Below are 25,151 nucleotides of genomic sequence, written 5' to 3'. Positions count from 1 at the left end.
AGTGCTGTGAAGGCGCGCTAAGACTGATGACAAGCGCAAAATCGCCAGATGCGCTACGCTTATCTGGCCTGCGCGGTCATTGCAACATATTGAATATAAATGTTTTGTAGGTTTGATAAGGCGTTCACGCCGCATCCGACATGAACAACATGCACTTAGCTAATTATCAGAGGCACCTCGTAAGGTGCCTTTTTTTAACCGAAGCGAACATCTCGTCCATGCGGTTCATCGAGATCCTGCCACGGACCAATTGAAATAATCCCCGTAGGGTTGATGGTCTTATGGCTGCGGAAGTAATGATTACGGATGTGATCGAAATTGACTGTTTCGGCAATTCCCGGCATCTGGTAGATATCACGCAGGAAGCCATACAGATTAAAGTAATCGCTGATGCGGTGCTTATCACACTTGAAGTGGGTCACATACACTGGATCAAAACGGACCAGCGTGGTCCACAGGCGAATATCGGCTTCGGTTAGCTGGTTGCCGGTCAGGTAACGATGCTGACCTAAAATCTGTTCCAGTCGCGCCAGCGATTCAAACACTTTCTCCACCGCTTCGTCGTAGGCTTGCTGGCTGGTGGCAAAACCAGCTTTATACACGCCGTTGTTAACGGTGTCATAAATCCAGCCGTTAAGTTCGTCAATTTTCGTTTGCAGGGCTGGTGGGTAGTAATCACCCGCTTTCGCGCCCAGCGCATCAAACGCGGTATTAAACATGCGGATGATTTCTGCTGATTCGTTGCTGACGATGGTGTGGTTCTTTTTGTCCCACAGCACGGGAACAGTAACTCGTCCGCTGTAGTGTGGATCGGCGTGGAGATAAAGCTGATACAAAAATTCATGTTGATAGAGCGTGTCTCCGGTTGCTCCCGGAAAACTGTCGTCAAAGGTCCAGCCGTTTTCCAGCATCAGCGGGTTCACTACGGAAACGGAAATAAACGGTTCCAGTCCTTTGAGTTTGCGCATGATCAGCGTGCGGTGCGCCCACGGGCAGGCGAGTGAAACATAGAGATGATAACGATCTTTCTCTGCGATAAAACCGCCTGTGCCAGTGGGGCCTGGAGCGCCATCGGCAGTGAGCCAGTTACGAAATGCGGAAGCTGAACGTTGAAATTTACCGCCGGTAGATTTGGTATCGTACCAGGTGTCATGCCAGACGCCGTCAATCAGTTGACCCATTTTTCTCTCCTCCAATAGCAAAAACGAGGAGCTTCCTCCTCGTTTTTTAGCATTAAGTATAGCGCGTGCTTACCACTTTTTATTCAGCAGGCGGTCGATGCTATACGCGCCCGGACCGGTAATTGCCAGCAGCAGGAATCCGCCAGAAATTGTCAGGTTTTTCATGAACATCAGCGAGTTGACGCCTTCAGCAAAGTTGCTGTGAAATAAAAATGCCGTCAGCAGCGTAAAGCCCGCAGTAAACAGGGCTGTGGTGCGAGTCAGGAAACCGAACAGGATTGCCAGACCACCACCAAACTCAAGCAGAATCACCAGCGGCAGCATAAAACCCGGGACGCCCATCGCTTCCATATATTGTTGGGTACCCGCGTAACCAGTAATTTTTCCCCAGCCTGCGGTAATAAACAGAATCGGCATTAAAATGCGCGCTACCAGTACACCAACATCTTCTAATTTTTTCATCATACTCTCCACTGCGCCACTCAGGCTGCTGATTGTTTTTTTGTGCAAGGGCGCGGTATTAGCGTCGTTGCTGTCGATGGAGAGAATCATAAACGTGGTGAATGATGATTGTTAGCAAGGAAAACTGTCAAAAATCTTCAAAAAATTTGATGGGTAAGGCCGGAATGGCTCCGGCCAGAGGGAAGTTAACCGCGAAGCTGTTGCTGCTTGAGGGTCGTTTTAACCAGACGCCAGGCGCTCCATACGCCAAAACCGCGTCTGGCCCAGCGGACCAGCATATTAGGATGGCGAATCGTCCAGATCGCCATCACGCTACTGCCAACCAGCGCCCAGGAGCGCAGACTTAGCAGCATATTCCAGCGACGATCGTAAGCGCCTGTTGCCTCCAGCCATTCACGACGACTGGCAGAAAGATCCAGCCGTTGTTGCTGGATCTGGCTAAGCAGTTGCGCCTTACGTCGTTCACGTTCGACTTTACTGCTCACGGGACTCCTCCTCGAGCAGCTGCCGATCGTTTGCCAGCTCATGGCGTGTATGGCGCAGCAAGGTGGATTTACGCGATTTACGTAACGTCCAGATACCGCCAATCAGTGCCAGTAGCAGCAACACCACGGTGGTGGCAATCATCGCATTCAGGCGATATTGCGGATCAACCGCCCAAATAATTAGCACCATCAGGCTCATAAGACCAAATGCAGCGAAAAGCATCGTCAGGCCCAGCATCAGTAAAAGTTGAAAGAGATTAGCTTTTTCCTCTTCCAGCTCAACCACCGCCAGCCGCAGACGTGTTTCCACCATTTCAACCATGATGGAAACAATTCGCTGCCCGATGCCCAGAACGCTTTTACCGGGCCCTTGCGCGTGATGAGTGTCCGCCATAATTAACGACGCGACAGCAGAACGCCGAGCACTACACCGATTGCAGCGCCAATGCCCACGCCCGTCCATGGATTTTCACGCACATACTCATCGGCACGCGCCGCCGCGACACGGGTTTGTTTGGCGATGGCATCACCGGTTTCACCCAGGCGATAACGGCTCTGTTTCAGTGCCTGCTCCGCTTTGCTACGAATCTTACTCAACTCTTCTTTCGACTTCTCGCCAGATGAGCTAAGCACCTCTTCCAGCGTATCGGAAAGGGATTTCAACTCAGCACGCAGATGTTCCGTAGTGTGTTCTTTCGACATAGTTTTCTCCAAGTGAGTAAGTAGTGACTATTGTGAGTTAGTAGTCGCGCGCTTCCAGCTTTTTCAGCTCTTCCTGCGCTTCTGCCAGTTTCCGTTCGCGTTTGGCAATCTTATCGGCATCGCCTTTTTGCTTCGCCTCGGCTAAATCTTGCTGGCGTTCCGCCACCTCATCTTTCTGCTTTGCGATTTTCTTCTGATGATCGGCACGCAGCTGGCTATCTGAACAGTTGGCCCGGACTTCACTCAGGGCTTTATTCAGACCGTCAATACGATTCTGGTTTTGGTGTTTTTCGGCATAGCTGATTTCCTTAAGGATATTTTGCTCCTTTTCCTGACACAGGGTAGTGGCATAACTACCGGCACTAAGAGCAAAAAGAGAAACAGCTAAAGCGATGCGGTATTTCATTCTTGAACCTTCCATTGTGATTCGGACCTATTACAAAGGAACGATTGTCCAGACAACGAAGCGGTAGTGTTAACCACCGCCTCATTAATCATAGACAGTTACGGTGAAATCACCAAAGTGAGTGATCTGTTTCGGATAACAGGAAGTTATCCGAAGCGATGAGAGTTATCCCGTAGCCGGGTCAGCCACTGCATAGCCTGACTGTTATTGTCCTGCTGCGCAATGATGTAGCCTTGGGGCAATGTTCTGTCGAGGACCGCTTTTGCAGCGGCGCTCTGGTCGCTGGAGTCAAAGGTAATTAACAGAGTGTCGTTTTTGGGGGTGATACTTTTGAAAGGAATGCCATGAGCGTCAAGGTGATGCCAGATTGAAAAACCGTCTGGCATCGTTGTGCCTTGATGAACGGCACGAATCGCCAGCGTAGACTCTTGCTGGCGAACCGCGGACCAGGCCAGCAACAGCGTGCCGACCAGAAGTAAAACAGCGCCGGACCAGGCTAGCTGGCGAAGCGACATGCGAGGTATTTGCATCCCTTACCGCCGATTTCCATATTTCTTTTTCCATAACACGACCAGAGAACCTGCCAGGCCAAACACCAGCAGCACCACCGGGAGCAGCATCAGACATGACATCAGCTGGTCCTCGTACTTTAAAAATACCGGCGTTTTGCCGAGCATGTAACCCAGAGTTGTCAGGATCAATACCCACAGCAGACCGCTCATCCAGTTGAAAAACTGAAAGCGCGCGTTATTCAGCCCTGATAACCCGGCAATCGTCGGCAGCAGTGTTCTGACAAACGCAATAAAGCGACCAATTAACAGCGCCGATAAACCGTGTTTATGAAAAAGATGGTGTGCGCGTTGATGATAATGCGCGGGTAAATGAGATAGCCAGTTTTGTACGGTGCGGGTATTGCCCAGCCATCGCCCCTGAATATAGCTGACCCAGCAGCCGAGGCTGGCGGCAACGGTCAGCAGCAGAATCGTTTGCGGATAGCCCATCGCGCCTTTCGCAATCAACACGCCGACCAATACCAGTAAACTGTCGCCCGGTAAAAAGGCCGCCGGAAGCAAGCCGTTTTCAAGGAACAAAATTACAAACAAGACAAAATACAACATGCCAATCATCGATGGATTGGCCAGGGTTTCAAAATCCTGCGCCCACAGGGCTTGCAGCAATTGGGTCAAAAGTTCCATTCATTATTCCTGGTGAATCGGTTAACGCCACGCTGGTTTTAAAAGATGCACTACCGCAATGTTATTGCTGTTTTGGTATGTTCTGCGGGTTTGATACATCAACACAGCCTGAACTATTCCCTGTTAAATCGTGAGATAAGAAAGCATTCAAAAACATAAATTCAAATTGAATCTAATTGTAACAAAGGTCAACGTTGTTCGTTATCAAAATTACATGTCCGTGGAGTCTGATTTTGCTGAATGCAGGGGAGGGTGGCGAGAGGATTTACACAGGCTGACACTTTATACTTTTCGCTTACCGACGAGACAAACAGGCGCATTGCAGCGCCTGTCGGACAGGAATTTCATTTACTGCCGCTGGTGGCTGTATCGAGATGCACCACCGGGTTTTCGGCGAACAGATAACGGTCGGCATTGAACTCGAAGTCGTCGCTGGTTTCGTTAAATAACATGATCTTGGTGTTTTCCAGGTGCTGCCACATTGCCAGCTTAGCAGCATGAGGATCTTTGCGAATCAGCGCCTTGAGGATTTGATCGTGGTCATCACACCAGTTATCGACGGTACGGGAATCAATGTGTTCGTGCAGTTTTTTCCAGTACGGGTTATGGCTACGCTGGGTCCACATTTTTTCAACGATAGCCGCCAGGGCGGAGTTCTGCGTCGCCAGGGCTACCTGAATATGGAACTGCAAATCCCACTCGGAATCACGGAAGCATTGTTCGCCGCGCGCCTGCTCCTGGATGGCCATCAATTTCATGATGTCCTGTTTCGTTACCTGAGTTGCCGCGAACTCGGCAATATTACTTTCGATGAGCTGGCGAGCCTGGAGTAACTCAAACGGACCGTAATTGGCGAATTCCATATTATTGTCCGCAGCCTGCTGATGGCGCGGCTGGTTGGAAACCACGTGAATACCTGAACCTTTACGCACTTCGACATAGCCTTCAACTTCCAGCATGATGATGGCTTCACGAACTACCGTACGGCTGACGTTCTTTTCATCGGCAATAAAGCGCTCGGCAGGCAGTTTATCACCCACCAGATAGACGCCCTGTTCGATGCGCTCTTTCAGGTCAGCGGCAAGTTGTTGATACAAACGGCGTGGTTCAGTGATTTCCATATGCGCTCCAGGCATGATACGGCAGACTATATTTGTTATACCACTTTTGCGAGTTTAGCTCTACTCGCAGTGATGAAAAAGCCGCCTGAGAAGGCGGCTTTGAAGGGAAACTAAAACTTACACGAAGCGTTAATGTTGCGGTGCGGGATCGTTATGTGTTTCCTGCGCCACCTCAATCGCCGGTTTGTTCTGCAATACGGTCCAGATAACCAGCGCACCCAGCAGGTCAAATACTGCCAGAACTGCGAACAGCGGGCTGAAGCCAATGGTGTCAGCCAGTGCACCGACAACCAGCGCAAACAGCGTACTTGCCAGCCATGCGGACATCCCGGTTAAACCGTTTGCCGTTGCCACTTCGTTACGACCAAACACGTCAGAAGAGAGCGTAATCAGCGCGCCAGACAGTGCCTGGTGGGCAAAACCACCGATACACAGCAGCATAATTGCGACATACGGGTTGGTGAACAGACCGATCATACCCGGGCCAATCATCAGCACAGCACCCAGCGTTACGACCATCTTACGGGAAACGATCAGGTTCACACCAAACCAACGCTGGAACAGCGGCGGCAGGTAACCACCGAGGATACAACCGAGGTCAGCAAACAGCATCGGCATCCAGGCGAACATCGCGATCTCTTTCAGGTTAAAGCCGTAAACTTTAAACATGAACAGCGGGATCCACGCGTTAAAAGTACCCCAGGCCGGTTCTGCCAGGAAACGCGGCAGCGCGATACCCCAGAACTGACGGTTACGCAGGATCTGACCAACGGACATTTTCTTCGCCGTGCTCACCTGGTGCTGGGCTTCCTGACCATTAATAATATAGTCGCGTTCTTCATCGGTCAGATGCTTCTGGTCGCGCGGATGTTTATAGAAAATCAGCCATGCCATCGCCCAGATAAAGCTCAATGCACCGGAGATGATAAATGCCATCTGCCAGCTGTGCATTACGATTGCCCATACCACCAGCGGCGGCGCAATCATCGCACCAATCGAAGAACCTACGTTAAAGTAACCTACCGCGATGGAACGCTCTTTCGCCGGGAACCATTCGGAGCTGGCTTTCAGACCCGCCGGGATCATCGCTGCTTCCGCGGCACCGACCGCACCACGAGCAATCGCCAGGCCACCCCAGCTACCTGCCAGCGCGGTGGCACCACAGAACACGGCCCACAGCACAGCAAACATTGCATAACCGATTTTCGTACCCAGCACATCCAGTACATAACCTGCTACAGGTTGCATGACCGTATAAGCAGCAGAATAGGCTGCGATGATATAGGAATACTGTTGGGTGGAGATGTTTAACTCTTCCATCAGAGTTGGCGCAGCTGCCGCCACAGTGTTACGCGTCAGGTAACCAAGCACGGTGCCGAGCGTCACCAGTGCGATCATATACCAACGTAACCCTTTAATTTTACGCATGTAAAACCTCATCGTTTTGTTATATCCGCAGGAAGCGCGGCCATCATCCCGCCAGAGGCTGAAGATGTTAGTTACGACCGGGTAACCGAAAAAAAACCGGCACGCCCCGAACGTTGCCATGAAAGTTTCGTGCTAATTCGGCTTCCGTACCGGTTAACCCGATTCATCTAACAAATGAATGAATCGGCAATTTGCATTCCGTCGACTTATGATTTGCGACGGCAGAAAGATAACTTGTCATACAACTTTAAAAGGTGAGAGCCATCACAAATGTGCGAATATTTGTAGGGACATTACCTGACGACAGCGAGGCCAGTACTGGCGCGGCCTGCAGCGAGATTTACCACTTTGAGAGTAATTTTTTTAACTACGTTTATTGATCTAACTCACGAAAATATCTTCGGACTCTGGAAATTGGTGTGATAACTTTGTCAGCATCGCACCATAAGCAAGCTAGCTCACTCGTTGAGAGGAAGACGAAAATGACTCCGTTTATGACTGAAGATTTCCTGTTAGATACCGAATTTGCCCGCCGTCTGTATCACGACTACGCAAAAGACCAGCCGATTTTCGATTACCATTGCCATTTGCCGCCGCAGCAGATTGCGGAAGACTATCGTTTTAAAAACCTGTATGACATCTGGTTGAAGGGCGATCACTACAAATGGCGCGCTATGCGTACCAACGGTGTGGCTGAGCGTCTGTGTACTGGTGATGCGTCTGACCGTGAAAAATTTGACGCCTGGGCGGCGACTGTTCCGCACACTATCGGCAACCCGTTATACCACTGGACGCACCTCGAACTGCGTCGTCCGTTCGGTATCACTGGCAAATTGCTTTCTCCGTCAACTGCCGATGAAATCTGGAACGAATGTAACGAACTGCTGGCGCAGGATAACTTCTCCGCGCGCGGCATCATGCAGCAGATGAACGTGAAAATGGTCGGCACCACCGATGACCCGATCGATTCTCTGGAGCATCACGCAGAGATCGCCAAAGACGGCTCTTTCACCATCAAAGTGCTGCCGAGCTGGCGTCCGGACAAAGCCTTTAACATCGAACAGGCGACCTTTAACGACTACATGGCGAAGCTGGGCGAAGTTTCCGATACCGACATTCGCCGCTTTGCTGACCTGCAAACTGCCCTGACCAAACGTCTGGATCACTTCGCCGCTCACGGCTGTAAAGTGTCTGACCATGCGTTGGACGTGGTGATGTTTGCTGAAGCGAACGAAGCGGAACTGGACAGCATTCTGGCGCGCCGTCTGGCTGGCGAAACCCTGAGCGAGCACGAAGTGGCACAGTTCAAAACTGCGGTGCTGGTGTTCCTTGGTGCCGAATATGCACGTCGCGGCTGGGTACAGCAGTACCACATTGGCGCGCTGCGTAATAACAACCTGCGTCAGTTCAAACTGCTGGGGCCGGATGTAGGCTTTGACTCCATCAATGACCGTCCGATGGCGGAAGAGCTGTCTAAGCTGCTGAGCAAGCAGAATGAAGAAAACCTGCTGCCGAAAACCATTCTCTACTGCCTGAACCCGCGCGATAACGAAGTGCTGGGCACCATGATCGGTAACTTCCAGGGCGAAGGTATGCCGGGCAAAATGCAGTTCGGTTCCGGCTGGTGGTTTAACGATCAGAAAGACGGTATGGAACGTCAGATGACCCAACTGGCGCAGCTCGGTTTGCTGAGCCGCTTTGTCGGTATGCTGACTGACAGCCGTAGCTTCCTGTCATACACCCGTCACGAATACTTCCGCCGCATTCTGTGCCAGATGATTGGTCGCTGGGTGGAAGCGGGCGAAGCACCGGCGGACATCAACCTGCTGGGCGAGATGGTGAAAAATATTTGCTTTAACAATGCGCGTGACTACTTCGCCATTGAACTGAACTAAGGTCTGGGGTTGATATGCAATACATCAAGATCCATGCGCTGGATAACGTCGCGGTCGCTTTAGCAGATTTGGCGGAAGGCACAGAAGTCAGTGTCGATAACCAAACTGTTAGGCTGCGCCAGGATGTTGCTCGTGGACATAAATTTGCGTTAACGAATATCGCAAAAGGGGCCAACGTCATCAAATATGGCCTGCCGATTGGTTATGCATTGGCGGATATTGCGGCGGGGGAACACGTTCACGCCCACAATACGCGCACGAATCTGAGCGATCTGGAGCAGTATCGCTATCAACCTGATTTTCAGGATCTGCCTGCGCAAGCGGCAGATCGTGAAGTGCAGATCTATCGTCGCGCTAACGGCGATGTCGGGGTGCGTAACGAGCTGTGGATCCTGCCAACCGTGGGCTGTGTCAACGGCATCGCGCGGCAGATCCAGAACCGTTTTCTGAAAGAGACCAACAACGCTGAAGGTACCGACGGCGTGTTCCTCTTCAGCCACACCTACGGCTGCTCACAGCTGGGCGACGATCACATTAATACCCGCACCATGCTGCAAAACATGGTGCGCCACCCGAACGCAGGCGCAGTGCTGGTGATTGGTCTGGGCTGTGAAAACAACCAGGTTGCCGCATTCCGTGAAACGCTGGGCGATATCGATCCTGAACGCGTTCATTTCATGATCTGCCAACAGCAGGATGATGAGATCGAAGCCGGGATCGAGCATTTGCATCAGCTGTATAACGTGATGCGCAACGATAAACGCGAGCCAGGCAAACTCAGCGAACTGAAGTTTGGTCTGGAGTGCGGTGGTTCTGACGGTCTTTCTGGTATTACTGCTAACCCGATGCTGGGGCGTTTCTCTGACTACGTGATTGCTAACGGCGGTACTACCGTACTGACCGAAGTGCCGGAGATGTTTGGCGCAGAGCAGTTGCTGATGGACCATTGCCGCGACGAAGCAACGTTTGAAAAACTGGTCACTATGGTCAACGACTTCAAACAGTACTTTATTGCCCATGACCAGCCGATCTATGAAAACCCATCGCCGGGGAACAAAGCGGGCGGTATCACCACGCTGGAAGACAAATCACTTGGCTGTACCCAGAAAGCGGGTTCCAGCGTCGTGGTTGACGTGCTGCGTTACGGCGAGCGTCTGAAAACGCCAGGGCTGAACTTGTTAAGTGCGCCGGGTAACGATGCCGTAGCGACCAGCGCCCTGGCGGGTGCGGGCTGCCATATGGTGCTGTTCAGTACTGGTCGTGGCACGCCGTATGGTGGATTTGTGCCGACGGTGAAAATCGCCACCAACAGTGAACTGGCGGCGAAGAAAAAACACTGGATCGACTTTGACGCGGGTCAGCTGATCCACGGTAAAGCGATGCCGCAGTTGCTGGAAGAATTTATCGACACCATCGTTGAGTTTGCCAACGGTAAGCAAACCTGTAACGAGCGTAACGACTTCCGCGAACTGGCGATCTTCAAAAGCGGCGTAACGCTATAAAGTCGAAATGAGTTGTTAATAAAAAACGGCGTTTCATAATGTGAAGCGCCGTTTGCTTTTCCATACCTGCTAAGGATTTATCATGACCGCGTATTGGCTGGCCCAGGGCGTGGGTGTCATCGCCTTTCTGATTGGTATCACAACATTTTTCAATCGTGACGAACGTCGCTTCAAAAAGCAGCTTTCGGTCTATAGCGCCGTTATTGGCGTACATTTTTTTCTTCTGGGCACCTATCCCGCTGGTGCCAGTGCCATCCTTAATGCCATTCGTACATTGATTACCTTACGCACGCGCAGCTTATGGGTAATGGCGATTTTTATTGTGCTGACTGGCGGAATTGGCCTCGCGAAGTTCCATCATCCTGTCGAACTATTGCCGGTTATCGGCACGATTGTCAGTACCTGGGCGCTGTTCCGCTGTAAAGGGCTCACCATGCGCTGCGTAATGTGGTTTTCAACGTGTTGCTGGGTGATTCACAACTTCTGGGCGGGGTCGATAGGCGGCACGATGATTGAGGGTAGTTTTCTGCTTATGAATGGCCTGAATATCATTCGTTTCTGGCGGATGCAGAAAAGGGGAATTGATCCGTTTAAAGTAGAGAAAACCCCTCCCGCCATAGACGAAAGGGGTTAAACAATTAATTACGCAGGGCGCTATTTGCCAGACGATCGTCTTCTGCCTGGCAAGCTGCCGCAGTGAATAGCACGTCAGTTGAAGAGTTCAGCGCGGTTTCGCAAGAGTCCTGCAATACGCCGATGATAAAGCCGACGGCAACCACCTGCATGGCGATATCGTTCGAAATACCGAACATATTACAGGCCAGTGGGATCAGCAGCAGAGACCCCCCCGCCACGCCGGATGCGCCACAGGCACACAGAGAAGCCACTACGCTCAACAGCAGCGCTGTGGGCAGATCGACCGGAATACCCAGCGTATTAACCGCAGCCAGCGTCAACACGGTAATGGTGATTGCTGCGCCCGCCATATTGATGGTGGCACCCAGCGGAATAGAAACGGAATAGGTATCGCGATCCAGATTCAGCTTTTCACACAGCGCCATATTCACCGGAATGTTAGCTGCAGAGCTGCGGGTGAAGAAGGCATACACGCCGCTTTCGCGCAGGCACAGCAGCACCAGCGGGAACGGGTTACGACGAATTTTCCACCACACCAGCAATGGGTTAACCACCAGCGCCACCAGTAACATACAGCCAACCAGCACGACCAGCAGTTGCGCGTAGCCCCACAGTGTGGAGAAGCCGGTGGTTGCCAGGGTAGAAGAAACCAGCCCAAAAATACCGATCGGTGCGAAGCGAATGACCAGTTTCACCATAAAGGTGACGGCATTCGACATATCGTTGACCAGGTTTTTGGTGGTTTCGTTACCGTGACGCAGTGCGAAACCGAGGCCAATTGCCCACACCAGGATCCCGATGTAGTTACCTTTCAGCAGCGCGTCAATGGGGTTGGAAACCATGCTCATTACCAGTCCGCGCATCACTTCGACAATGCCTGACGGCGGCGAAATATCACCCGCGCTACTGGACAAGTGCAGGGTAGAAGGGAAGGCAAAGCTGAAGACTACTGCGGCCAGAGCTGCAGAGAAGGTGCCCAGCAGATAGAGGAACAAAATAGGACGGATATTGGTTTTCTGCCCGTGCTGGTGGTTAGCAATAGATGCCATTACCAGCATCAACACCAGGATGGGGGCAACAGCTTTCAGTGCGCCGACGAACAAAGTACCTAACAGACCAACAGCTTCCGCCGCGGGTTTTGAGATCCATGCCAGAAGAATCCCCAGAACAAGGCCGACCAGGATTTGTTTTACCAGGCTGCCATGAGCCAGACGCCGGAATAGCCCCGGTGAACGTTGCGTAGTCATTTTTCGATCCTTTCATTGTGTTGTCGCACATCCCTGGTGCGTTCTGTCGACGCATCTTTCAGGATGTAACAAAGTGTTTGCAAGGTCGAGTATAAGGAAAGTTACAGCTTCGGGAAGCGAAAAATGCTGGATTTTAAAGAGAGGTCATGTTTTGCAACTTAATGGTTACATTTATTTGACATAAACAGAGGGAAGGACTGGCTACTAAGGCTGATTAGATAACATATGGGCAAAACTATTTGGAATATGAGAACGGTTGCGCTCCTTTAATGTGCTATGCCATATAAAGTCACTGGCGCAGGGAGCGCGCAGGGGGCGGCCAATCGCCGCCGCCCCCTGCACCCCCAGGCTCTGGCGAACAAAATCGCCGCTGCGCGGTTCCCTCAGCTTATCCCTTGCGGCTACCGGGTCGGGCGCAAGGTAACGTCCCTGTAAGATGCGCCCTCGCCGCGCATCCATGCGCGTCGCCCCGGCCTCCAGGGAACGCTTCGGCGATTTTGACGCCACCAACACCCGTGCGGTCTTTTTGTAAAGAGCTATAAGCCGATTACATAATTAATAGCTCACCTTTGTCTGGAATGAGTTATCTCTAGTAATGGCTTAATATACAGCGAATCATTCTCCCCGCTGCTTATCATGCCGATAATTCACCCAGGCGTTGATAATAAACGTCATCACCAGGATGCCAAACACCACGCCCAGCGAGACGGCGATCGGAATATGGTAGAAGTCGACAATCAGCATCTTGATACCGATAAACACCAGAATCACCGCCAGGCCATATTTGAGCATCGAGAAACGCTCTGCTACGCCCGCCAGCAGGAAATACATCGCACGCAGGCCGAGGATCGCAAACAGGTTTGAGGTCAGCACAATAAACGGGTCAGTGGTCACGGCGAAGATAGCCGGAATGCTATCCACGGCGAAAATCACGTCGCTCAATTCCACCAGAATCAATACCAGCATCAGCGGCGTGGCATACAGCAAGCCATTCTTACGCACAAAGAAATGCTCATTGTCGATGGTGTCGGTCATACGCAAATGACCGCGTAGCCAGCGCACCAGCGGCTTGTCGCCAATGCCTGATTCATCTTCATGGGCGAGCGCCATCTTCACGCCGGTAAACAGCAGGAAGGCACCGAAGATATACAGGATCCAGTCGAACTGCGAAATCAGCCAGCTGCCTGTGAAGATCATGATGGTACGCAGAACAATCGCCCCGAGCACGCCATACACCAGCACGCGACGTTGTAATGCCGCCGGAACGGAGAAATAGCTGAACAACATCAGCCAGACAAAGACGTTATCGACCGCCAGCGATTTCTCAATCAGATAACCCGTGAGAAAGGCCAGTGCCTGTGGATCGGCAACGGCGCGACCTTCGGTTTGCACCAGATACCACCAGAAAGCGGCGTTAAACAGTAACGACAGCGTCACCCAGACCAGCGACCAGGCCGCAGCCTGTTTCATGGTCATGGCATGTGCCCCACGACGCCCCTGCAACAACAGGTCGATAGCCAGCATAATGGCGACAACAACAGCGAATCCGCCCCATAGCAACGGCGTGCCGACAGTATTCATAGAAGTTCCTTACACATAAAAAAACGGCCAACGTCGGAAGACGTCAGCCGCTGCTTTTTATGCATAGACCTCGCCTTCCGGCAAGGTCTCACTTACAACAAAAAAGGAATACGTCTGCGTATTCCTTTCGGGTTGCCCGGTGACCGGATGTGGTTTTTCACACATCGTAATGACGATCGACCGGCAATGAAGTTACTCCCCTTTGCAGGTAACAAAGTATGACAGACCATTCAGTCAGTCAATGGTCTGTTACATACCTTTTACACTGTTTTACTTTGGCAATTATTGTTTTACGCTATCTGCCGGAAAAATCACCCCAGTCTGGCGGCGGATCTCGGTCAGCAGTTTGGCTGTGATGCGACTGACCGCCAGCCCTGGATGATCCACCAGATGCTCATCCACCAGGGTAGCGAACAGCTCTGCTTCGTAGAGCATGGTATTAATATGCTGCGGCTGGGTGAGATCCTGCATCTGGCTGCCACGCGGCACGAAGCATACTTTCTGGCATTCAGACAGTTTTTCAATCACCAGCGATCCCGCTTCGCCCTGAATCTCGCTTGCCAGGACAGAATCACTGACCTTTGAGTGCTGCAAGGTGACGCTGAAATCACCGTAATCCATCACCACCACGCCGTGGGCATCTACACCACTTGCCAGTAAACTGGCGGTTGCCTGCACGCTTTTCGGCTCACCAAATAACGCTACCGCCGACGCCAGGCAGTAAAAGCCGATATCCATAATTGAACCGTTAGAGAATGCCGGATTAAAGGTGTTGGGATTCTCACCATCCAGGTAACGTTGATACCGCGAGGAATACTGGCAATAGTTGAAAAAGACTTTCCGCAGTTTGCCTACTTTCGGCAGCGCCTGGCGCAGCAAATGAAAGTTCGGCAGGCTGGCTGTTTTAAATGCCTCAAACAGCACCACCTGATTTTCCCGCGCACAGGCAATGGCGGCATCCACTTCCGCCAGATTCGACGCCAGCGGTTTCTCGCAAATCACATGAATTTTGTGACTAAGGAAAAGTTGTGCCTGGGAAAAGTGCAGGGAATTCGGGCTGGCAATATACACCGCGTCAATGGCATCGCTTTCCGCCATCGCTTCCAGCGAGGTAAACAGATGCTCGACAGAAAAATCATTGGCGAAGTGCTGAGCCTGCTCAAGGCTGCGGGAATAAACGGCGGTTAACTTGTATTTACCGCTCTCATGGGCGGCCTCGACGAACTGGCGAGTGATCCAGTTCGTACCAATCACAGCGAAACGTATCATAACGCGTGGATACTCCATAAAGGGATTCTGTCGTCAATGTAGCACGCCTTTTTCATCTTCAACGTGCGCAGATACGCATTATTCTTTCGCCGGACAGCCATGCTCACTAAACGGCCCAATCATGACCGATGGCCCGAGATATTTCGGCTGGCGATGGAGGATTTTTGCGTCAATCACCGCGCTGACGCGAGCGAGTTTCTCCCGCAGTTGAGTATAAAAACCGTGCTTCATATTGAGGTCTGGCGCGTTAAACCCGATAGCGTCGATACCGTACTGTTTTGCCAGCCAGATGGCGCGTTGGTTATGAAATTCTTGCGAGATAATGGTGATATGGTTTTCCCCAAACACCTTTTTGGCACGCACTACCGAATCCAGCGTTGAGAATCCGGCATAGTCGCAGAAGATCACTTTCGCCGGTACGCCTTTAGCGATCAAAGCCTGCTGCATACCTGATGCTTCATCGTAATTTTTACGTCCGTTATCGCCACTGACTAACAGCCATTTCACTTTTCCGGCGTGGTACAACTCTGCTGCGGTATCAATACGTCGGGTAAAGTAGCGATTACCCGGCCTGGCCCCCAGCAATAAGCCCACGTTACGCGCCGGAACGACGTTGACGTCGCTCCAGGTCAGCTGTTTGCTGGCGTTGACTATTACGCGATCGGCGATAAAAATGGTCGCTCCTGCCACAAGTAACAGTAAGCAGGCAATCTTTAGAGTCCGGCGAGAAAAACAAATACGGAGAAGAAGGCGGGCAAATGCGCGCAGCATGGTCGTTATCCTTAACGAAAGGGGGGAGGTCGATTTTAGGCGCTAAAGAAAGAAAAGATAACGCCTGACATCATTTTCAGATTTTGTCCTGCCCAAGCGACAACTGCGTTAGCCACAGCCGGGTGTCGAACTCAAGCTGGTGGTACTGCGGCTCCATATGGCAGCACAATTGATAGAACGCTTTGTTATGCTCTTTCTCCTTCAGGTGCGCCAGCTCGTGCACCACGATCATGCGCAAAAACGGTTCCGGCGCGTTGCGAAACACGGTAGCGACGCGGATCTCTGCTTTTGCTTTCAGCTTGCCGCCCTGCACACGAGAAACAGCGGTATGTAACCCGAGCGCGTTTTTTAGCACATGGATCTTATTGTCATACATCACTTTATTGATCGGCGGGGCATTGCGCAGAAACTGATTTTTCAGATCCTGAGTATATTGCCAGAGGGCTTTATCGGTGGCGTAGTCGTGTGTTCCCGGATAACGTTTTGCCAGCACATCGCCCAGACGCTGTTCGTTAATCAGTGTTCGCACCTGGGAAAGTAGCTGCTCGGGATAACCCTGAAGATAAGTAAGATTGCTCATAACCGCCCACGAAAAAGAGAAAAAGGGTATACTCACGCACCCTTTTCAGGGGCAATGTCGAAATTTTATCATTCAGGAGGGCCGATGAGCCACTTAGACAACGGTTTCCGTTCACTGACACTACAACGTTTTCCGGCGACGGATGACGTTAACCCGCTACAGGCGTGGGAAGCGGCGGATGAATATTTGCTGCAACAGTTGGACGACACAGAAATCCGCGGCCCGGTGTTGATCCTGAATGATGCCTTTGGTGCGTTAAGCTGCGCGCTGGCGGAACATAAGCCGTACAGCATTGGCGACTCATACATCAGTGAACTGGCGACGCGCGAGAATTTACGCCTCAACGGGGTTGATGAGTCGAGCGTGAAGTTTCTCGACAGCACCGCCGACTACCCGCAACAGCCGGGTGTGGTGCTGATCAAAGTGCCGAAAACACTGGCATTGCTGGAACAGCAACTGCGTGCGCTGCGCAAAGTAGTCACGTCGGATACACGTATTATTGCCGGTGCCAAAGCCCGTGACATTCACACTTCCACGCTGGAACTATTCGAGAAAGTGCTCGGCCCGACCACCACTACGCTGGCATGGAAAAAAGCGCGCCTGATTAATTGCACTTTCAATGAACCGCCGCTGGCCGATGCGCCGCAGACCGTTAGCTGGAAGCTGGAAGGTACTGACTGGACTATCCACAACCATGCGAATGTCTTCTCCCGCACCGGGCTGGATATTGGCGCACGCTTCTTTATGCAACATCTGCCAGAGAATCTCGAAGGTGAGATTGTCGATCTCGGCTGTGGTAACGGCGTTATTGGTCTGACGCTGCTTGATAAAAACCCGCAGGCGAAAGTGGTGTTTGTCGATGAATCACCGATGGCGGTTGCTTCCAGCCGTTTGAACGTTGAAACCAACATGCCAGAGGCATTGGATCGCTGCGAGTTTATGATTAACAACGCGCTCTCCGGCGTGGAGCCTTTCCGTTTTAATGCTGTGCTCTGCAACCCGCCGTTTCACCAACAACATGCGCTGACCGATAACGTCGCCTGGGAGATGTTCCACCACGCCCGCCGCTGCCTGAAAATCAACGGCGAGTTGTATATCGTTGCCAACCGTCACCTGGATTACTTCCATAAACTGAAGAAAATTTTCGGCAACTGCACCACTATTGCGACGAATAATAAATTTGTGGTGCTGAAAGCGGTGAAGCTGGGGCGTCGTCGATAAGATTGGGAGTTACCTGCCGGATGCGGCGTAAACGCCTTATCCGGCCTACGTTCAGCACGTTACCCGTAGGCCGAATAATATGCGTTGCATCCGGAGCTTCAAATAACGATTTAAATCTCCAGCGCCAGCCGTGTTCCCTGGGCAATTGCCCGTCGTGCGTCCAGCTCCATAGCTACATCGCAGCCGCCAATTAAATGCACCGTTTTCCCGCTATCAATCAGCGGTTGCGCCAGCGTGCGGTTTGGCTCTTGCCCTGCGCAGATCACCACATGATCCACGGCTATTATCTGCGTTTCGCCGTTGATCACCACATGCAGCCCGTCATCGTCGATCTTCTGGTAACTTACGCCAGGGATCATTTTCACGCCGCGCGAGAGTAGGGTGGTGCGATGGATCCAGCCGGTAGTTTTGCCTAACCCTTGTCCTGGTTTGCTGGCTTTGCGTTGGAGCATCACAATCTGCCGTGGGCTACGCGGGATCTGCATTCCCTGCGGGCTTAAGCCACCAGCCTGTTGTAGGCTGCTGTCGATCCCCCATTCATTACAGAACCCGGCGATATTCTGGCTGGTGGATTCGCCCGGCTGACTTAAATACATCGCCGTATCAAAACCAATCCCGCCACAACCGATGATGGCAACTTTGTTGCCCACCGGCGCTTTGTCGCGCAGTACATCGAGATAACTCAATACCTTCGGATGATCGATCCCGTCGATAGGCGGAACGCGTGGCACGATCCCACTGGCGAGGATCGTTTCATCGAACGCCTGTAACTGATCCGCTGTTACGGTGTGATTGAGTTTCAGCGTCACGCCCGTTACTTCGATCATCCGGCGGTAATAGCGCAGCGTTTCGTAAAACTCCTCTTTGCCGGGGATCTGTTTGGCGATATTAAACTGTCCGCCGATCTCACTGTGCGCGTCAAACAACGTTACCTGATGACCACGCGCCGCCGCGTTGATCGCAAACGCCAGCCCAGCTGGTCCCGCACCGACCACCGCCAGATTTTTTTTCTGCATGGCGGGAAGGATCGGCATTTTGGTTTCATGGCAGGCACGAGGATTCACCAGGCACGAGGTGACTTTGCCAACGAAGATCTGATCGAGGCAGGCCTGGTTGCAGCCAATGCAGGTGTTGATCTCATCGGCTCGCCCTGATTGCGCTTTTGACAGCAGTTCCGCATCAGCGAGAAACGGTCGCGCCATCGATACCATATCGGCATCGCCGCGCGAGAGAATGTCGTCGGCAACCTGCGGATCGTTAATCCGGTTGGTGGTCACCAGCGGCAACGAGACGTGACCTTTCAGTTTGCGCGTGACCCAGCTAAATGCGCCGCGCGGCACTGGCGTGGCGATGGTCGGAATTCGCGCTTCATGCCAGCCTATTCCGGTGTTGATAATGGTTGCGCCCGCCGCTTCAATGGCCTGCGCCAGTTCTACCGTTTCGGTAAAAGTCCCGCCGCCTTCGACCAGGTCGAGCATCGACAGCCGGTAGATAATAATGAAGTCGTTGCCGACGCGTTCGCGCACCGCAAGCACTACTTCTACGGCAAATCGCATCCGGTTGCGGTAATCGCCGCCCCACTGGTCACTACGCTGATTGGTGCGCAGCGTCAGAAATTCGTTGATCAAATACCCTTCGGAACCCATCACCTCTACGCCATCGTATCCAGCCTCCCGCGCCAGTTGCGCACAGCGGGCAAAATCGTCGATCAGTTGCAGGATCTCTTCATGGGTGAGTTCGTGAGGAACGAAACGGTTGATGGGGGCCCGCAATGCAGAGGGAGCGACCAGATGCGGTTGGTAGCTGTAGCGCCCGGTATGCAAAATTTGCAGGGCTATTTTGCCGCCTTCCTGATGTACCGCTTCGGTAATGGTGCGATGGTGTGGGATCTGGCTGGCGTCGTTGAGCATTGCGCCACCTTCCATGCCAACGCCTGTTAAATCTGGTGCAATGCCGCCGCTAACAATCAGCGCCACGCCGTGACGGGCGCGTTCGGCATAAAACGCTGCCAGCCGCTCGGCACCGTCCGGATATTCCTCCAGCCCGGTGTGCATTGAACCCATCAACACGCGGTTTTTTAACGTGGTAAAACCTAAATCCAGCGGGGCGAACAGCGACGGGTAGCTCATAAAATTGTCCAGTATGTAAAATAATTGTTATGTGGTCGGATGAGTTCTAATTTAGCCGTCGCCGGAGAAAAGGGAAAAGGGGAGTGCGGGGTTTGTGATGGGATTCAAAAAGAATACGCCCGGTGGTAACGCCGGATGCGACGCTTGCCGGGTCCTATCCGACCAGGGGGATTGCACATGTAGGGCGGATAAGGCGTTCACGCCGCATCCGCCAGTGGCGCGGTGCAGATGCCGGATGCGACGCTTGTCGCGTCTTATCCGGCCTACGGGAACGAACATGTAGGGCGGATAAGGCGTTTACGCCGCATCCGCCAGCCGTTGCAAATTATTGCTTACGGAAAAAATCGTTATACAACATATACAAATGTGCGGCGCTCCAGGAGAAATTCGGTGCGCCTTGCTGTGCGCCTGTCAGCGGGTTGTAATTTTCCTGAATTGGTCCATCGGCGGTTAACCCTTTGGCGTGCCGGAAGAACGTATCCGCCAGCTTCAGGGCATCATCGCGATAACCGTAACGCTCCATCCCTTTCAGACCAAACCAGAACTGATCCACCCATACGCGCCCGCGCCAGTAGATATCCGCGCCAAAGGCCGGGTTGGTTAACGCTGCCGTTCCCAGCGGGACAAAGGTGTTGAACTCTTTAGGATCGAGCATCACCTTCACCACCGCGTCGGCGTTGGCCTGCGTTGCCGCACCGTTAAACAGCGGCGACCAGCCTTCCGGCCCTTTACCGCGCTCGACAATCGGTTTGCCCGCGCAGCCGTTCGCCAGCGGTTTATCTTCAATGCGCACGTCATAGTAGAACTGGGTAGTCGGGTCGAACATACAGGTGTTGATGTAGTCCGCGAGCTGCTGTGCCAACTGGCGATAGCGTTGGGCCTCTTCTGGCTTACCGAGGATGGTTGCCATCTCCGCCAGATAATGGTTATCGCTGTACATATAGCTGGCCTGATCCACCGACTCCTGCAATAGCGAGTACCCCAGCAACGTTCCGTCCTGACTGCGGTTTTCGGCGAATTTCACCGTCCAGTCGCTACGTTTGCCGCCGCTTGCGACATATTTATCCAGCTGTTCTTTGTCGATAAACCCAAAGACGGCGGCATCATCACGCCCCGATTCCCACGATGCAGCAACCTGTGCCGGAATTTCCAGACTGTCGTACTGGCCTTTCTCCACCACGCGGGCGTAGTTGTTCAGCCCAGACTGCGTCTCTTCTTTGTTGCCTTTCTTCACCGTAAACAGCATCTCGCCGCTCTCAGTGTTGTGGGCTTTGTCGCGGGTCGCGCCATATTCCGGCACGCCGTTGCCGTTGTGATCGCGGTTACGTAACCACCAGTCGTGATAGGCCACCAGTTTCGGGTACATCTCTGCCAGCCAGGTTTTATCCTGGGTGACGTTATACACTTCCATCACCGACCAGGCGGCAAGGCTGGGTTTGGTATTACGTTCGTTCCAGTTGCCGCCATCGCCACCACGCTCGGGGCTAAGGTTCCACGCTATCAGGTCGGGGACAAAGCCTACATCCTGCGGACGCACGCGGTCGCCTGGCTGGATCTGCCAGGAGAAGACCGCGCGGATATTCTCTTTGGCGATATCCGGATTGAAATGCGCCATCGCAAACGCCTGCTTCCAGGTATCCCACGGCCAGGTCTGATTGCCGGAGAACCAGCGCCCGGTCACCGACGGTGTAACGGTGTTATATTTCACCGCCCCGCCAGGCGAACGCCAGTTACCGTTGAGCGTTTCGATTGCTTTTACTGCGACGCGCGTCTGTTCCGGCGTCGCATCCGGATTGGTTAACCCTTTCTTCAGATACTCTTCCCAGCGTTGCTGCGAGGCGGTGAGGTAAAACGCCGGACGCGCCAGAATATCGCGGATCTGCATTTGCTCTTTGCTAACTTCCTGAGCGGTCAGCAGGTGGGAGTAGGTGGTATAGAGCGTCGTCGACCCGTTGATATGCGCCTTACTGGTAAAGCGATTACCGTTGATTTCAGTCTGCACTGGCAGGGATTTATGCACCTGATATTCTGACTCACCGGAGGTCAGCAGATCCCAGGTGGCGCGCACTTTGCCAAAGGTGACTTTCAGGCCATCACGGGTGGCGCTGATTTTGCGCTGGTAGTCAGGGTATTCGCCAGCAATGGTTTTATCGGAAAGCGGTTTCCCTTCTTTCGCTTCCAGTTTTTCCAGCAGTTCGCCATCCCACACCAGATCCAGCGGTTTATTGCTGATGATTTTAGTTTCCAGTAGTGACGTGCGCGGCGTGGCGAAGCGCAGAGTCATTTCGACCTGCACATCTTTTGCTGTCAGTTTTTGCACCAGCGCGCCGGGAATACTGTATGCCTCCAGCGTGAAGTCGACTTTCTTGCCGTCCTGCCAGACGGTCAGGCGGTCGAAATTGCTGGCCATAAAGTTGATGTACTCTTCCGTCAGCAGCGCAACGCCTGGAAAACCGCCCATAGTGTTAGGGCCGTCTGGCAACAGATGACCATGCCAGGCTCCGAGATCGAAAAACGGATTAAAACGCTGGTGATCGTCGTAATCGTAATCCTTCATGTACTGCGGCGCACCAGTACGGTTAATCACGTTTTTATAATTGTCGGCGTTAGCGGCATGGGCGGAAAAACTTATCAGCAGAGCGCAGGTTACTGGCGTTAAAATAGTTTTGATTTTCATGAAATTACAGTCCTTATTACCAGTAGAAATATTGCATCAGGAAGATTTGGTCGCTGGGATCGTTAGAGGCATTTTTCATGTAGAAGCGGCTATCAAAAGCCGTTGCGAAACGTCCGCCGCCATATTCGTACCAGATACCAAACTGCATGAAAGAGGTGGTTTCATCGTCAGCGTGGTCAGGGCGATGTTTGGCGTAGGTGTAAGCGGTGGAGAGATAAACGCCCTTTAACGCTTCATACATGGCGCTCACCATCATCCCGCTTTCACTTCCCGGTACGTCCAGCCCGTCGGCGCGTCCGGTATGGTGCCAGGCGCGAGCGGCAAAGTTAGGGGTAAGCAGGCCCGTGAGATAGAGTTGTCCTGTGCCGTCGGTAATTTCCAGACCATTCATCCAGGTGATGCCTTCGGCAAGGTCATACTGGATGTAACCGTTCATCATTGCCGGATAGGTGTATTTGTCGTCGTAGCGATCGTACTTGCCAAAATGTAGCCATGCTTTGCTTTCGTCATGATGTCCGGCAGGTGTGGCGGTGACGCTATAACGAAAGTTGCCGCTTAAGTTCTGCACCTTCAGCGCGGTCATAATGTCGCGGGTATTGGGAATGACGTAGCCCAGATCGGGTGTGAAGTCGCCCCACCATTGTAGGTCATCCAGCGAGGAATCCTGACGCAGACTGAGCATGATTTCGGTGCCATCATTGGTTCGATAACCGCCATAGAAACGGTTAATCCCACCTTCGAAACCACCCCAGCTATGGTCAGGCACCCAGGCATTACCGTCGTGGTCGGCCTGCACGGTCCAGCCTTCGCCGTAAATGAGGCCGAACCAGGAGCCGTACTTCATCTCCAGGCCACCTTCAATATAGGTGCCGTCGCTGTATTTATGTTTATTCTCACCCTCTAAATCCATATATCCACCAACCCCTAATTCACCGTAAAAACGAAATGAAGGAGAAGATGTCGAGGTAATTGCGGGTGTTTTTGTGTCGTCATGTTCTGCCGGACGTGCTTCTTCTCCTGCCGCAGAAAAGGCGTAGCAAAACGGCAGAGCAAGTAATGCTCTGCATGGTGCAGTGATTAATTTCATTGTGTTAATCCATGAGCTAAAGAAAAAGTACAGCCTTTTATCGTTGTAATTATAAAAATATAAAGGCAGAAACTATTTTCCCTCTCCCCATCCAGGAAGAGGGAAAATGCCTGCTCATTTTTTATTATTCTGCTTAATCAACATTGCTGGCTGGCGTCGCTTCAATATGGCGCTCTTCAGCCGTTAATCCCTTTATATATTTACTGTATTTCCACCACGCAAAGCCGAGGAAGATAACAATACCGCCGACGTTATAAAAAATGATGGTCAGAATATTCGCGCCAGTCGGGAATGTCGAAGCGACAAACCCTACGGCAAATATCGCAATCAGCATTGAAACAACGATAATACCGGTGCGGCGGGAGCCCATACGGAAATCACGTGGCAGGTGATCTAATTTGGCGCGTAAATTCAGGTAAGCCAGCATGATGAATAACGGCGGAAGCATGGACGCTGCGGCGGTCATATTAATAATGGTATTCATCAGATCCTGCACGGTATTGGAACCGAGCATCGGGATAATCATCAGCGGGATGACGATCAGGAACTGGATCCACGCTGCGCGCGCCGGAACGCCGTTTTCGTTAAGTTCGACGGTTTTCTTACCAAAGATGCCTTCCGGGATTTCGGAGAAGAAAATTTTCACCGGCGTTGCGGTCCACATCAGCAGGGAACCGAACATTGCGGTAAAGGACACCAGACCGACAAAGCGATTCATCAACGCTTCCGGTAGACCAAAATACGCCGCCATGCCGTGGAATACCTGCACCGATCCGCCGGTAAATTTCAACTCTTTGCTGCTGACGAAGACGTTAATCAGCACCGAGGAGACGGAATACAGTACGCCGATAAAAATCCCGGCGAGGATGATCACTTTAACGAACGATTTCGAACCGCCTTTGACGTCGTTAACGTACACAGCGACGGACTCCGCGCCACCTGCGGCCATAAAGATCCAGGTGGTAACGCCGAGGAACGCCCAGTTGAAGTTCGGGATCATCGCGTCAACGGTGATGGGGTCAGCAGGCTGTACGCCGCCAACCAGCGCCGTACCTGCCAGTAAAATGTAGGAGAGCGTTAACAGCAGCATCAGCGTTGAAGTGACGGAGGTAATTGGCCCCAACATTTTCGCCCCGTTGGTGGAAACCCAGGTGGAGAAGGCGAACAGCACCATACTGATAATGGTGGTGGCAACCGGCGTCATAATATATTCGTAGCCGAGGAAGGCATACGAAGCATAAGCAATAACGCGCGGCAACAGCGAGGTGAAAAAGAACAGGTTTACGAACCAGTAGGTATAGGCAGTAATAAATGCCCAACGTCCGCCCAGCGAACTTTTTACCCACGCGTAGACACCGGCTTCTGAGTTTTTATTTAACGAAACAAATTCTGCGATGATCAGACAGAAGGGAATAAAATAAAAAATCGTCGCGAGGAAAAACATCGGTGCCGAGGCCAGTCCAAGCTCAATATTATTATTGATAACGTTGTTAAAGCTGTAAACGGCGGCAAAAGTCAGCGAGAGCAAGCCGAATTTGCCGATTGTATTACGTTTGGTATCAGACATAACACATC

Annotated in this window: 24 protein-coding genes; 4 read left to right on the top strand and 20 right to left on the bottom strand. The window is 52.3% G+C overall.

What is annotated here, in order from left to right; translation table 11 throughout:
• Nucleotides 1-194: 194 nt before the first annotated feature.
• The 11 genes from yqjG to exuT all read right to left on the bottom strand — a co-directional run bounded on the left by yqjG (nucleotide 195) and on the right by exuT (nucleotide 6,981).
• Nucleotides 195-1,181 carry a glutathionyl-hydroquinone reductase YqjG gene (gene yqjG / locus ACJHW7_RS13295; protein ID WP_021557236.1) on the bottom strand — a complete coding sequence of 329 codons (987 nt, stop codon included), beginning with the start codon at nucleotides 1,179-1,181 and terminating at the stop codon, nucleotides 195-197.
• 69 nt (nucleotides 1,182-1,250) lie between these two features.
• Nucleotides 1,251-1,643: a DoxX family protein gene (locus tag ACJHW7_RS13290; protein WP_000732240.1), complete on the bottom strand. Its 393-nt coding sequence runs from the start codon at nucleotides 1,641-1,643 to the stop codon at nucleotides 1,251-1,253.
• 185 nt (nucleotides 1,644-1,828) lie between these two features.
• The gene (locus ACJHW7_RS13285; protein WP_000096086.1) at nucleotides 1,829-2,128 is read right to left on the bottom strand and encodes a YqjK-like family protein; all 300 of its coding nucleotides are present in this window, start codon (nucleotides 2,126-2,128) and stop codon (nucleotides 1,829-1,831) included.
• Nucleotides 2,118-2,522, bottom strand: a complete 405-nt coding sequence (locus ACJHW7_RS13280) for a phage holin family protein (RefSeq protein WP_000785722.1) — start codon at nucleotides 2,520-2,522, stop codon at nucleotides 2,118-2,120. Before ACJHW7_RS13280 ends, ACJHW7_RS13285 begins: the two co-directional genes overlap by 11 nt.
• A 2-nt stretch (nucleotides 2,523-2,524) precedes the next feature.
• Nucleotides 2,525-2,830 (bottom strand): YqjD family protein, encoded by a 306-nt coding sequence (locus ACJHW7_RS13275; protein WP_000031415.1) that lies wholly within the window; start codon nucleotides 2,828-2,830, stop codon nucleotides 2,525-2,527.
• Nucleotides 2,831-2,867: 37 nt separating this feature from the next.
• Nucleotides 2,868-3,236, bottom strand: a complete 369-nt coding sequence (gene yqjC / locus ACJHW7_RS13270) for a DUF1090 family protein YqjC (protein ID WP_001295543.1) — start codon at nucleotides 3,234-3,236, stop codon at nucleotides 2,868-2,870.
• 146 nt (nucleotides 3,237-3,382) lie between these two features.
• Complete coding sequence (gene mzrA, locus ACJHW7_RS13265) at nucleotides 3,383-3,766, bottom strand: EnvZ/OmpR regulon moderator MzrA (protein WP_001166761.1); 384 nt, start codon at nucleotides 3,764-3,766, stop codon at nucleotides 3,383-3,385.
• A gap of 3 nt (nucleotides 3,767-3,769) precedes the next feature.
• On the bottom strand, nucleotides 3,770-4,432 hold the full coding sequence (gene yqjA, locus ACJHW7_RS13260; RefSeq protein ID WP_040234989.1) for a DedA family general envelope maintenance protein YqjA: 663 nt from the start codon (nucleotides 4,430-4,432) through the stop codon (nucleotides 3,770-3,772).
• A 21-nt stretch (nucleotides 4,433-4,453) separates the two neighbouring features.
• On the bottom strand, nucleotides 4,454-4,537 hold the full coding sequence (gene yqiM, locus ACJHW7_RS13255; protein ID WP_211180508.1) for a protein YqiM: 84 nt from the start codon (nucleotides 4,535-4,537) through the stop codon (nucleotides 4,454-4,456).
• A gap of 239 nt (nucleotides 4,538-4,776) precedes the next feature.
• Nucleotides 4,777-5,553 carry a transcriptional regulator ExuR gene (exuR, locus tag ACJHW7_RS13250; protein WP_000406488.1) on the bottom strand — a complete coding sequence of 259 codons (777 nt, stop codon included), beginning with the start codon at nucleotides 5,551-5,553 and terminating at the stop codon, nucleotides 4,777-4,779.
• 129 nt (nucleotides 5,554-5,682) lie between these two features.
• Nucleotides 5,683-6,981 carry a hexuronate transporter ExuT gene (gene exuT, locus ACJHW7_RS13245; protein ID WP_001226463.1) on the bottom strand — a complete coding sequence of 433 codons (1,299 nt, stop codon included), beginning with the start codon at nucleotides 6,979-6,981 and terminating at the stop codon, nucleotides 5,683-5,685.
• Nucleotides 6,982-7,463: 482 nt separating this feature from the next.
• Here exuT and uxaC point away from each other — a divergent pair, with 482 nt between their 5' ends.
• From uxaC to ACJHW7_RS13230, 3 genes are all read left to right on the top strand, one after another.
• Nucleotides 7,464-8,876 carry a glucuronate isomerase gene (gene uxaC / locus ACJHW7_RS13240; RefSeq protein ID WP_000187442.1) on the top strand — a complete coding sequence of 471 codons (1,413 nt, stop codon included), beginning with the start codon at nucleotides 7,464-7,466 and terminating at the stop codon, nucleotides 8,874-8,876.
• Nucleotides 8,877-8,890: 14 nt separating this feature from the next.
• Complete coding sequence (gene uxaA / locus ACJHW7_RS13235) at nucleotides 8,891-10,378, top strand: altronate dehydratase (RefSeq protein ID WP_040234988.1); 1,488 nt, start codon at nucleotides 8,891-8,893, stop codon at nucleotides 10,376-10,378.
• Between the two features lie 82 nt (nucleotides 10,379-10,460).
• Complete coding sequence (locus ACJHW7_RS13230) at nucleotides 10,461-11,012, top strand: YgjV family protein (RefSeq protein ID WP_000128136.1); 552 nt, start codon at nucleotides 10,461-10,463, stop codon at nucleotides 11,010-11,012.
• A gap of 4 nt (nucleotides 11,013-11,016) precedes the next feature.
• Here the strand turns inward: ACJHW7_RS13230 and sstT are convergent, their stop codons facing one another.
• From sstT to ACJHW7_RS13205, 5 genes are all read right to left on the bottom strand, one after another.
• Entirely contained in the window at nucleotides 11,017-12,261 is a 1,245-nt protein-coding gene (gene sstT, locus ACJHW7_RS13225; RefSeq protein WP_000211655.1) for a serine/threonine transporter SstT, read from the bottom strand.
• Between the two features lie 615 nt (nucleotides 12,262-12,876).
• Entirely contained in the window at nucleotides 12,877-13,842 is a 966-nt protein-coding gene (gene alx, locus ACJHW7_RS13220) for a TerC family membrane protein Alx (RefSeq protein ID WP_001098805.1), read from the bottom strand.
• 282 nt (nucleotides 13,843-14,124) lie between these two features.
• A complete protein-coding gene (locus tag ACJHW7_RS13215) occupies nucleotides 14,125-15,111 on the bottom strand; it encodes a Gfo/Idh/MocA family protein (RefSeq protein ID WP_001718894.1) in 987 nt (328 codons plus the stop codon).
• A gap of 78 nt (nucleotides 15,112-15,189) precedes the next feature.
• Nucleotides 15,190-15,882, bottom strand: coding sequence for a vancomycin high temperature exclusion protein (locus ACJHW7_RS13210; RefSeq protein WP_040234987.1), 693 nt, complete (start codon nucleotides 15,880-15,882; stop codon nucleotides 15,190-15,192).
• A gap of 76 nt (nucleotides 15,883-15,958) precedes the next feature.
• Nucleotides 15,959-16,462: a M48 family metallopeptidase gene (locus ACJHW7_RS13205; protein WP_001295542.1), complete on the bottom strand. Its 504-nt coding sequence runs from the start codon at nucleotides 16,460-16,462 to the stop codon at nucleotides 15,959-15,961.
• Between the two features lie 84 nt (nucleotides 16,463-16,546).
• On the opposite strand from ACJHW7_RS13205, the gene rlmG reads away from it, so the two are divergent.
• Nucleotides 16,547-17,683: a 23S rRNA (guanine(1835)-N(2))-methyltransferase RlmG gene (gene rlmG / locus ACJHW7_RS13200; protein ID WP_040234985.1), complete on the top strand. Its 1,137-nt coding sequence runs from the start codon at nucleotides 16,547-16,549 to the stop codon at nucleotides 17,681-17,683.
• Nucleotides 17,684-17,793: 110 nt separating this feature from the next.
• Here rlmG and fadH read toward each other — a convergent pair whose 3' ends face one another.
• The 4 genes from fadH to ACJHW7_RS13180 all read right to left on the bottom strand — a co-directional run bounded on the left by fadH (nucleotide 17,794) and on the right by ACJHW7_RS13180 (nucleotide 25,143).
• The gene (gene fadH / locus ACJHW7_RS13195; RefSeq protein ID WP_040234984.1) at nucleotides 17,794-19,812 is read right to left on the bottom strand and encodes an NADPH-dependent 2,4-dienoyl-CoA reductase; all 2,019 of its coding nucleotides are present in this window, start codon (nucleotides 19,810-19,812) and stop codon (nucleotides 17,794-17,796) included.
• Nucleotides 19,813-20,137: 325 nt separating this feature from the next.
• Entirely contained in the window at nucleotides 20,138-22,489 is a 2,352-nt protein-coding gene (ygjK, locus tag ACJHW7_RS13190; protein WP_040234983.1) for an alpha-glucosidase, read from the bottom strand.
• A 16-nt stretch (nucleotides 22,490-22,505) separates the two neighbouring features.
• Nucleotides 22,506-23,576 (bottom strand): protein YgjJ, encoded by a 1,071-nt coding sequence (gene ygjJ, locus ACJHW7_RS13185; protein ID WP_000767654.1) that lies wholly within the window; start codon nucleotides 23,574-23,576, stop codon nucleotides 22,506-22,508.
• A 133-nt stretch (nucleotides 23,577-23,709) separates the two neighbouring features.
• The gene (locus tag ACJHW7_RS13180) at nucleotides 23,710-25,143 is read right to left on the bottom strand and encodes an amino acid permease (RefSeq protein WP_001285446.1); all 1,434 of its coding nucleotides are present in this window, start codon (nucleotides 25,141-25,143) and stop codon (nucleotides 23,710-23,712) included.
• Nucleotides 25,144-25,151 lie beyond the last annotated feature (8 nt).

Origin of the sequence: Escherichia sp. WS1152, assembly GCF_046487665.1 — a bacterium.
In the GTDB taxonomy this organism is placed as follows: domain Bacteria; phylum Pseudomonadota; class Gammaproteobacteria; order Enterobacterales; family Enterobacteriaceae; genus Escherichia; species Escherichia coli.
This window is presented reverse-complemented; position numbering and strand designations above follow the sequence as displayed.

What these genes read in the sequence shown, in the direction of transcription:
- yqjG (WP_021557236.1), bottom strand. Translation starts at nt 1,181, where the DNA reads ATGGGTCAACTGATTGACGGCGTCTGGCATGACACCTGGTACGATACC.
- ACJHW7_RS13290 (WP_000732240.1), bottom strand. Translation starts at nt 1,643, where the DNA reads ATGAAAAAATTAGAAGATGTTGGTGTACTGGTAGCGCGCATTTTAATG.
- ACJHW7_RS13280 (WP_000785722.1), bottom strand. Translation starts at nt 2,522, where the DNA reads ATGGCGGACACTCATCACGCGCAAGGGCCCGGTAAAAGCGTTCTGGGC.
- ACJHW7_RS13275 (WP_000031415.1), bottom strand. Translation starts at nt 2,830, where the DNA reads ATGTCGAAAGAACACACTACGGAACATCTGCGTGCTGAGTTGAAATCC.
- yqjC (WP_001295543.1), bottom strand. Translation starts at nt 3,236, where the DNA reads ATGAAATACCGCATCGCTTTAGCTGTTTCTCTTTTTGCTCTTAGTGCC.
- mzrA (WP_001166761.1), bottom strand. Translation starts at nt 3,766, where the DNA reads ATGCAAATACCTCGCATGTCGCTTCGCCAGCTAGCCTGGTCCGGCGCT.
- yqjA (WP_040234989.1), bottom strand. Translation starts at nt 4,432, where the DNA reads ATGGAACTTTTGACCCAATTGCTGCAAGCCCTGTGGGCGCAGGATTTT.
- exuR (WP_000406488.1), bottom strand. Translation starts at nt 5,553, where the DNA reads ATGGAAATCACTGAACCACGCCGTTTGTATCAACAACTTGCCGCTGAC.
- exuT (WP_001226463.1), bottom strand. Translation starts at nt 6,981, where the DNA reads ATGCGTAAAATTAAAGGGTTACGTTGGTATATGATCGCACTGGTGACG.
- uxaC (WP_000187442.1), top strand. Translation starts at nt 7,464, where the DNA reads ATGACTCCGTTTATGACTGAAGATTTCCTGTTAGATACCGAATTTGCC.
- uxaA (WP_040234988.1), top strand. Translation starts at nt 8,891, where the DNA reads ATGCAATACATCAAGATCCATGCGCTGGATAACGTCGCGGTCGCTTTA.
- ACJHW7_RS13230 (WP_000128136.1), top strand. Translation starts at nt 10,461, where the DNA reads ATGACCGCGTATTGGCTGGCCCAGGGCGTGGGTGTCATCGCCTTTCTG.
- sstT (WP_000211655.1), bottom strand. Translation starts at nt 12,261, where the DNA reads ATGACTACGCAACGTTCACCGGGGCTATTCCGGCGTCTGGCTCATGGC.
- alx (WP_001098805.1), bottom strand. Translation starts at nt 13,842, where the DNA reads ATGAATACTGTCGGCACGCCGTTGCTATGGGGCGGATTCGCTGTTGTT.
- ACJHW7_RS13215 (WP_001718894.1), bottom strand. Translation starts at nt 15,111, where the DNA reads ATGATACGTTTCGCTGTGATTGGTACGAACTGGATCACTCGCCAGTTC.
- ACJHW7_RS13210 (WP_040234987.1), bottom strand. Translation starts at nt 15,882, where the DNA reads ATGCTGCGCGCATTTGCCCGCCTTCTTCTCCGTATTTGTTTTTCTCGC.
- ACJHW7_RS13205 (WP_001295542.1), bottom strand. Translation starts at nt 16,462, where the DNA reads ATGAGCAATCTTACTTATCTTCAGGGTTATCCCGAGCAGCTACTTTCC.
- rlmG (WP_040234985.1), top strand. Translation starts at nt 16,547, where the DNA reads ATGAGCCACTTAGACAACGGTTTCCGTTCACTGACACTACAACGTTTT.
- fadH (WP_040234984.1), bottom strand. Translation starts at nt 19,812, where the DNA reads ATGAGCTACCCGTCGCTGTTCGCCCCGCTGGATTTAGGTTTTACCACG.
- ygjK (WP_040234983.1), bottom strand. Translation starts at nt 22,489, where the DNA reads ATGAAAATCAAAACTATTTTAACGCCAGTAACCTGCGCTCTGCTGATA.
- ygjJ (WP_000767654.1), bottom strand. Translation starts at nt 23,576, where the DNA reads ATGAAATTAATCACTGCACCATGCAGAGCATTACTTGCTCTGCCGTTT.
- ACJHW7_RS13180 (WP_001285446.1), bottom strand. Translation starts at nt 25,143, where the DNA reads ATGTCTGATACCAAACGTAATACAATCGGCAAATTCGGCTTGCTCTCG.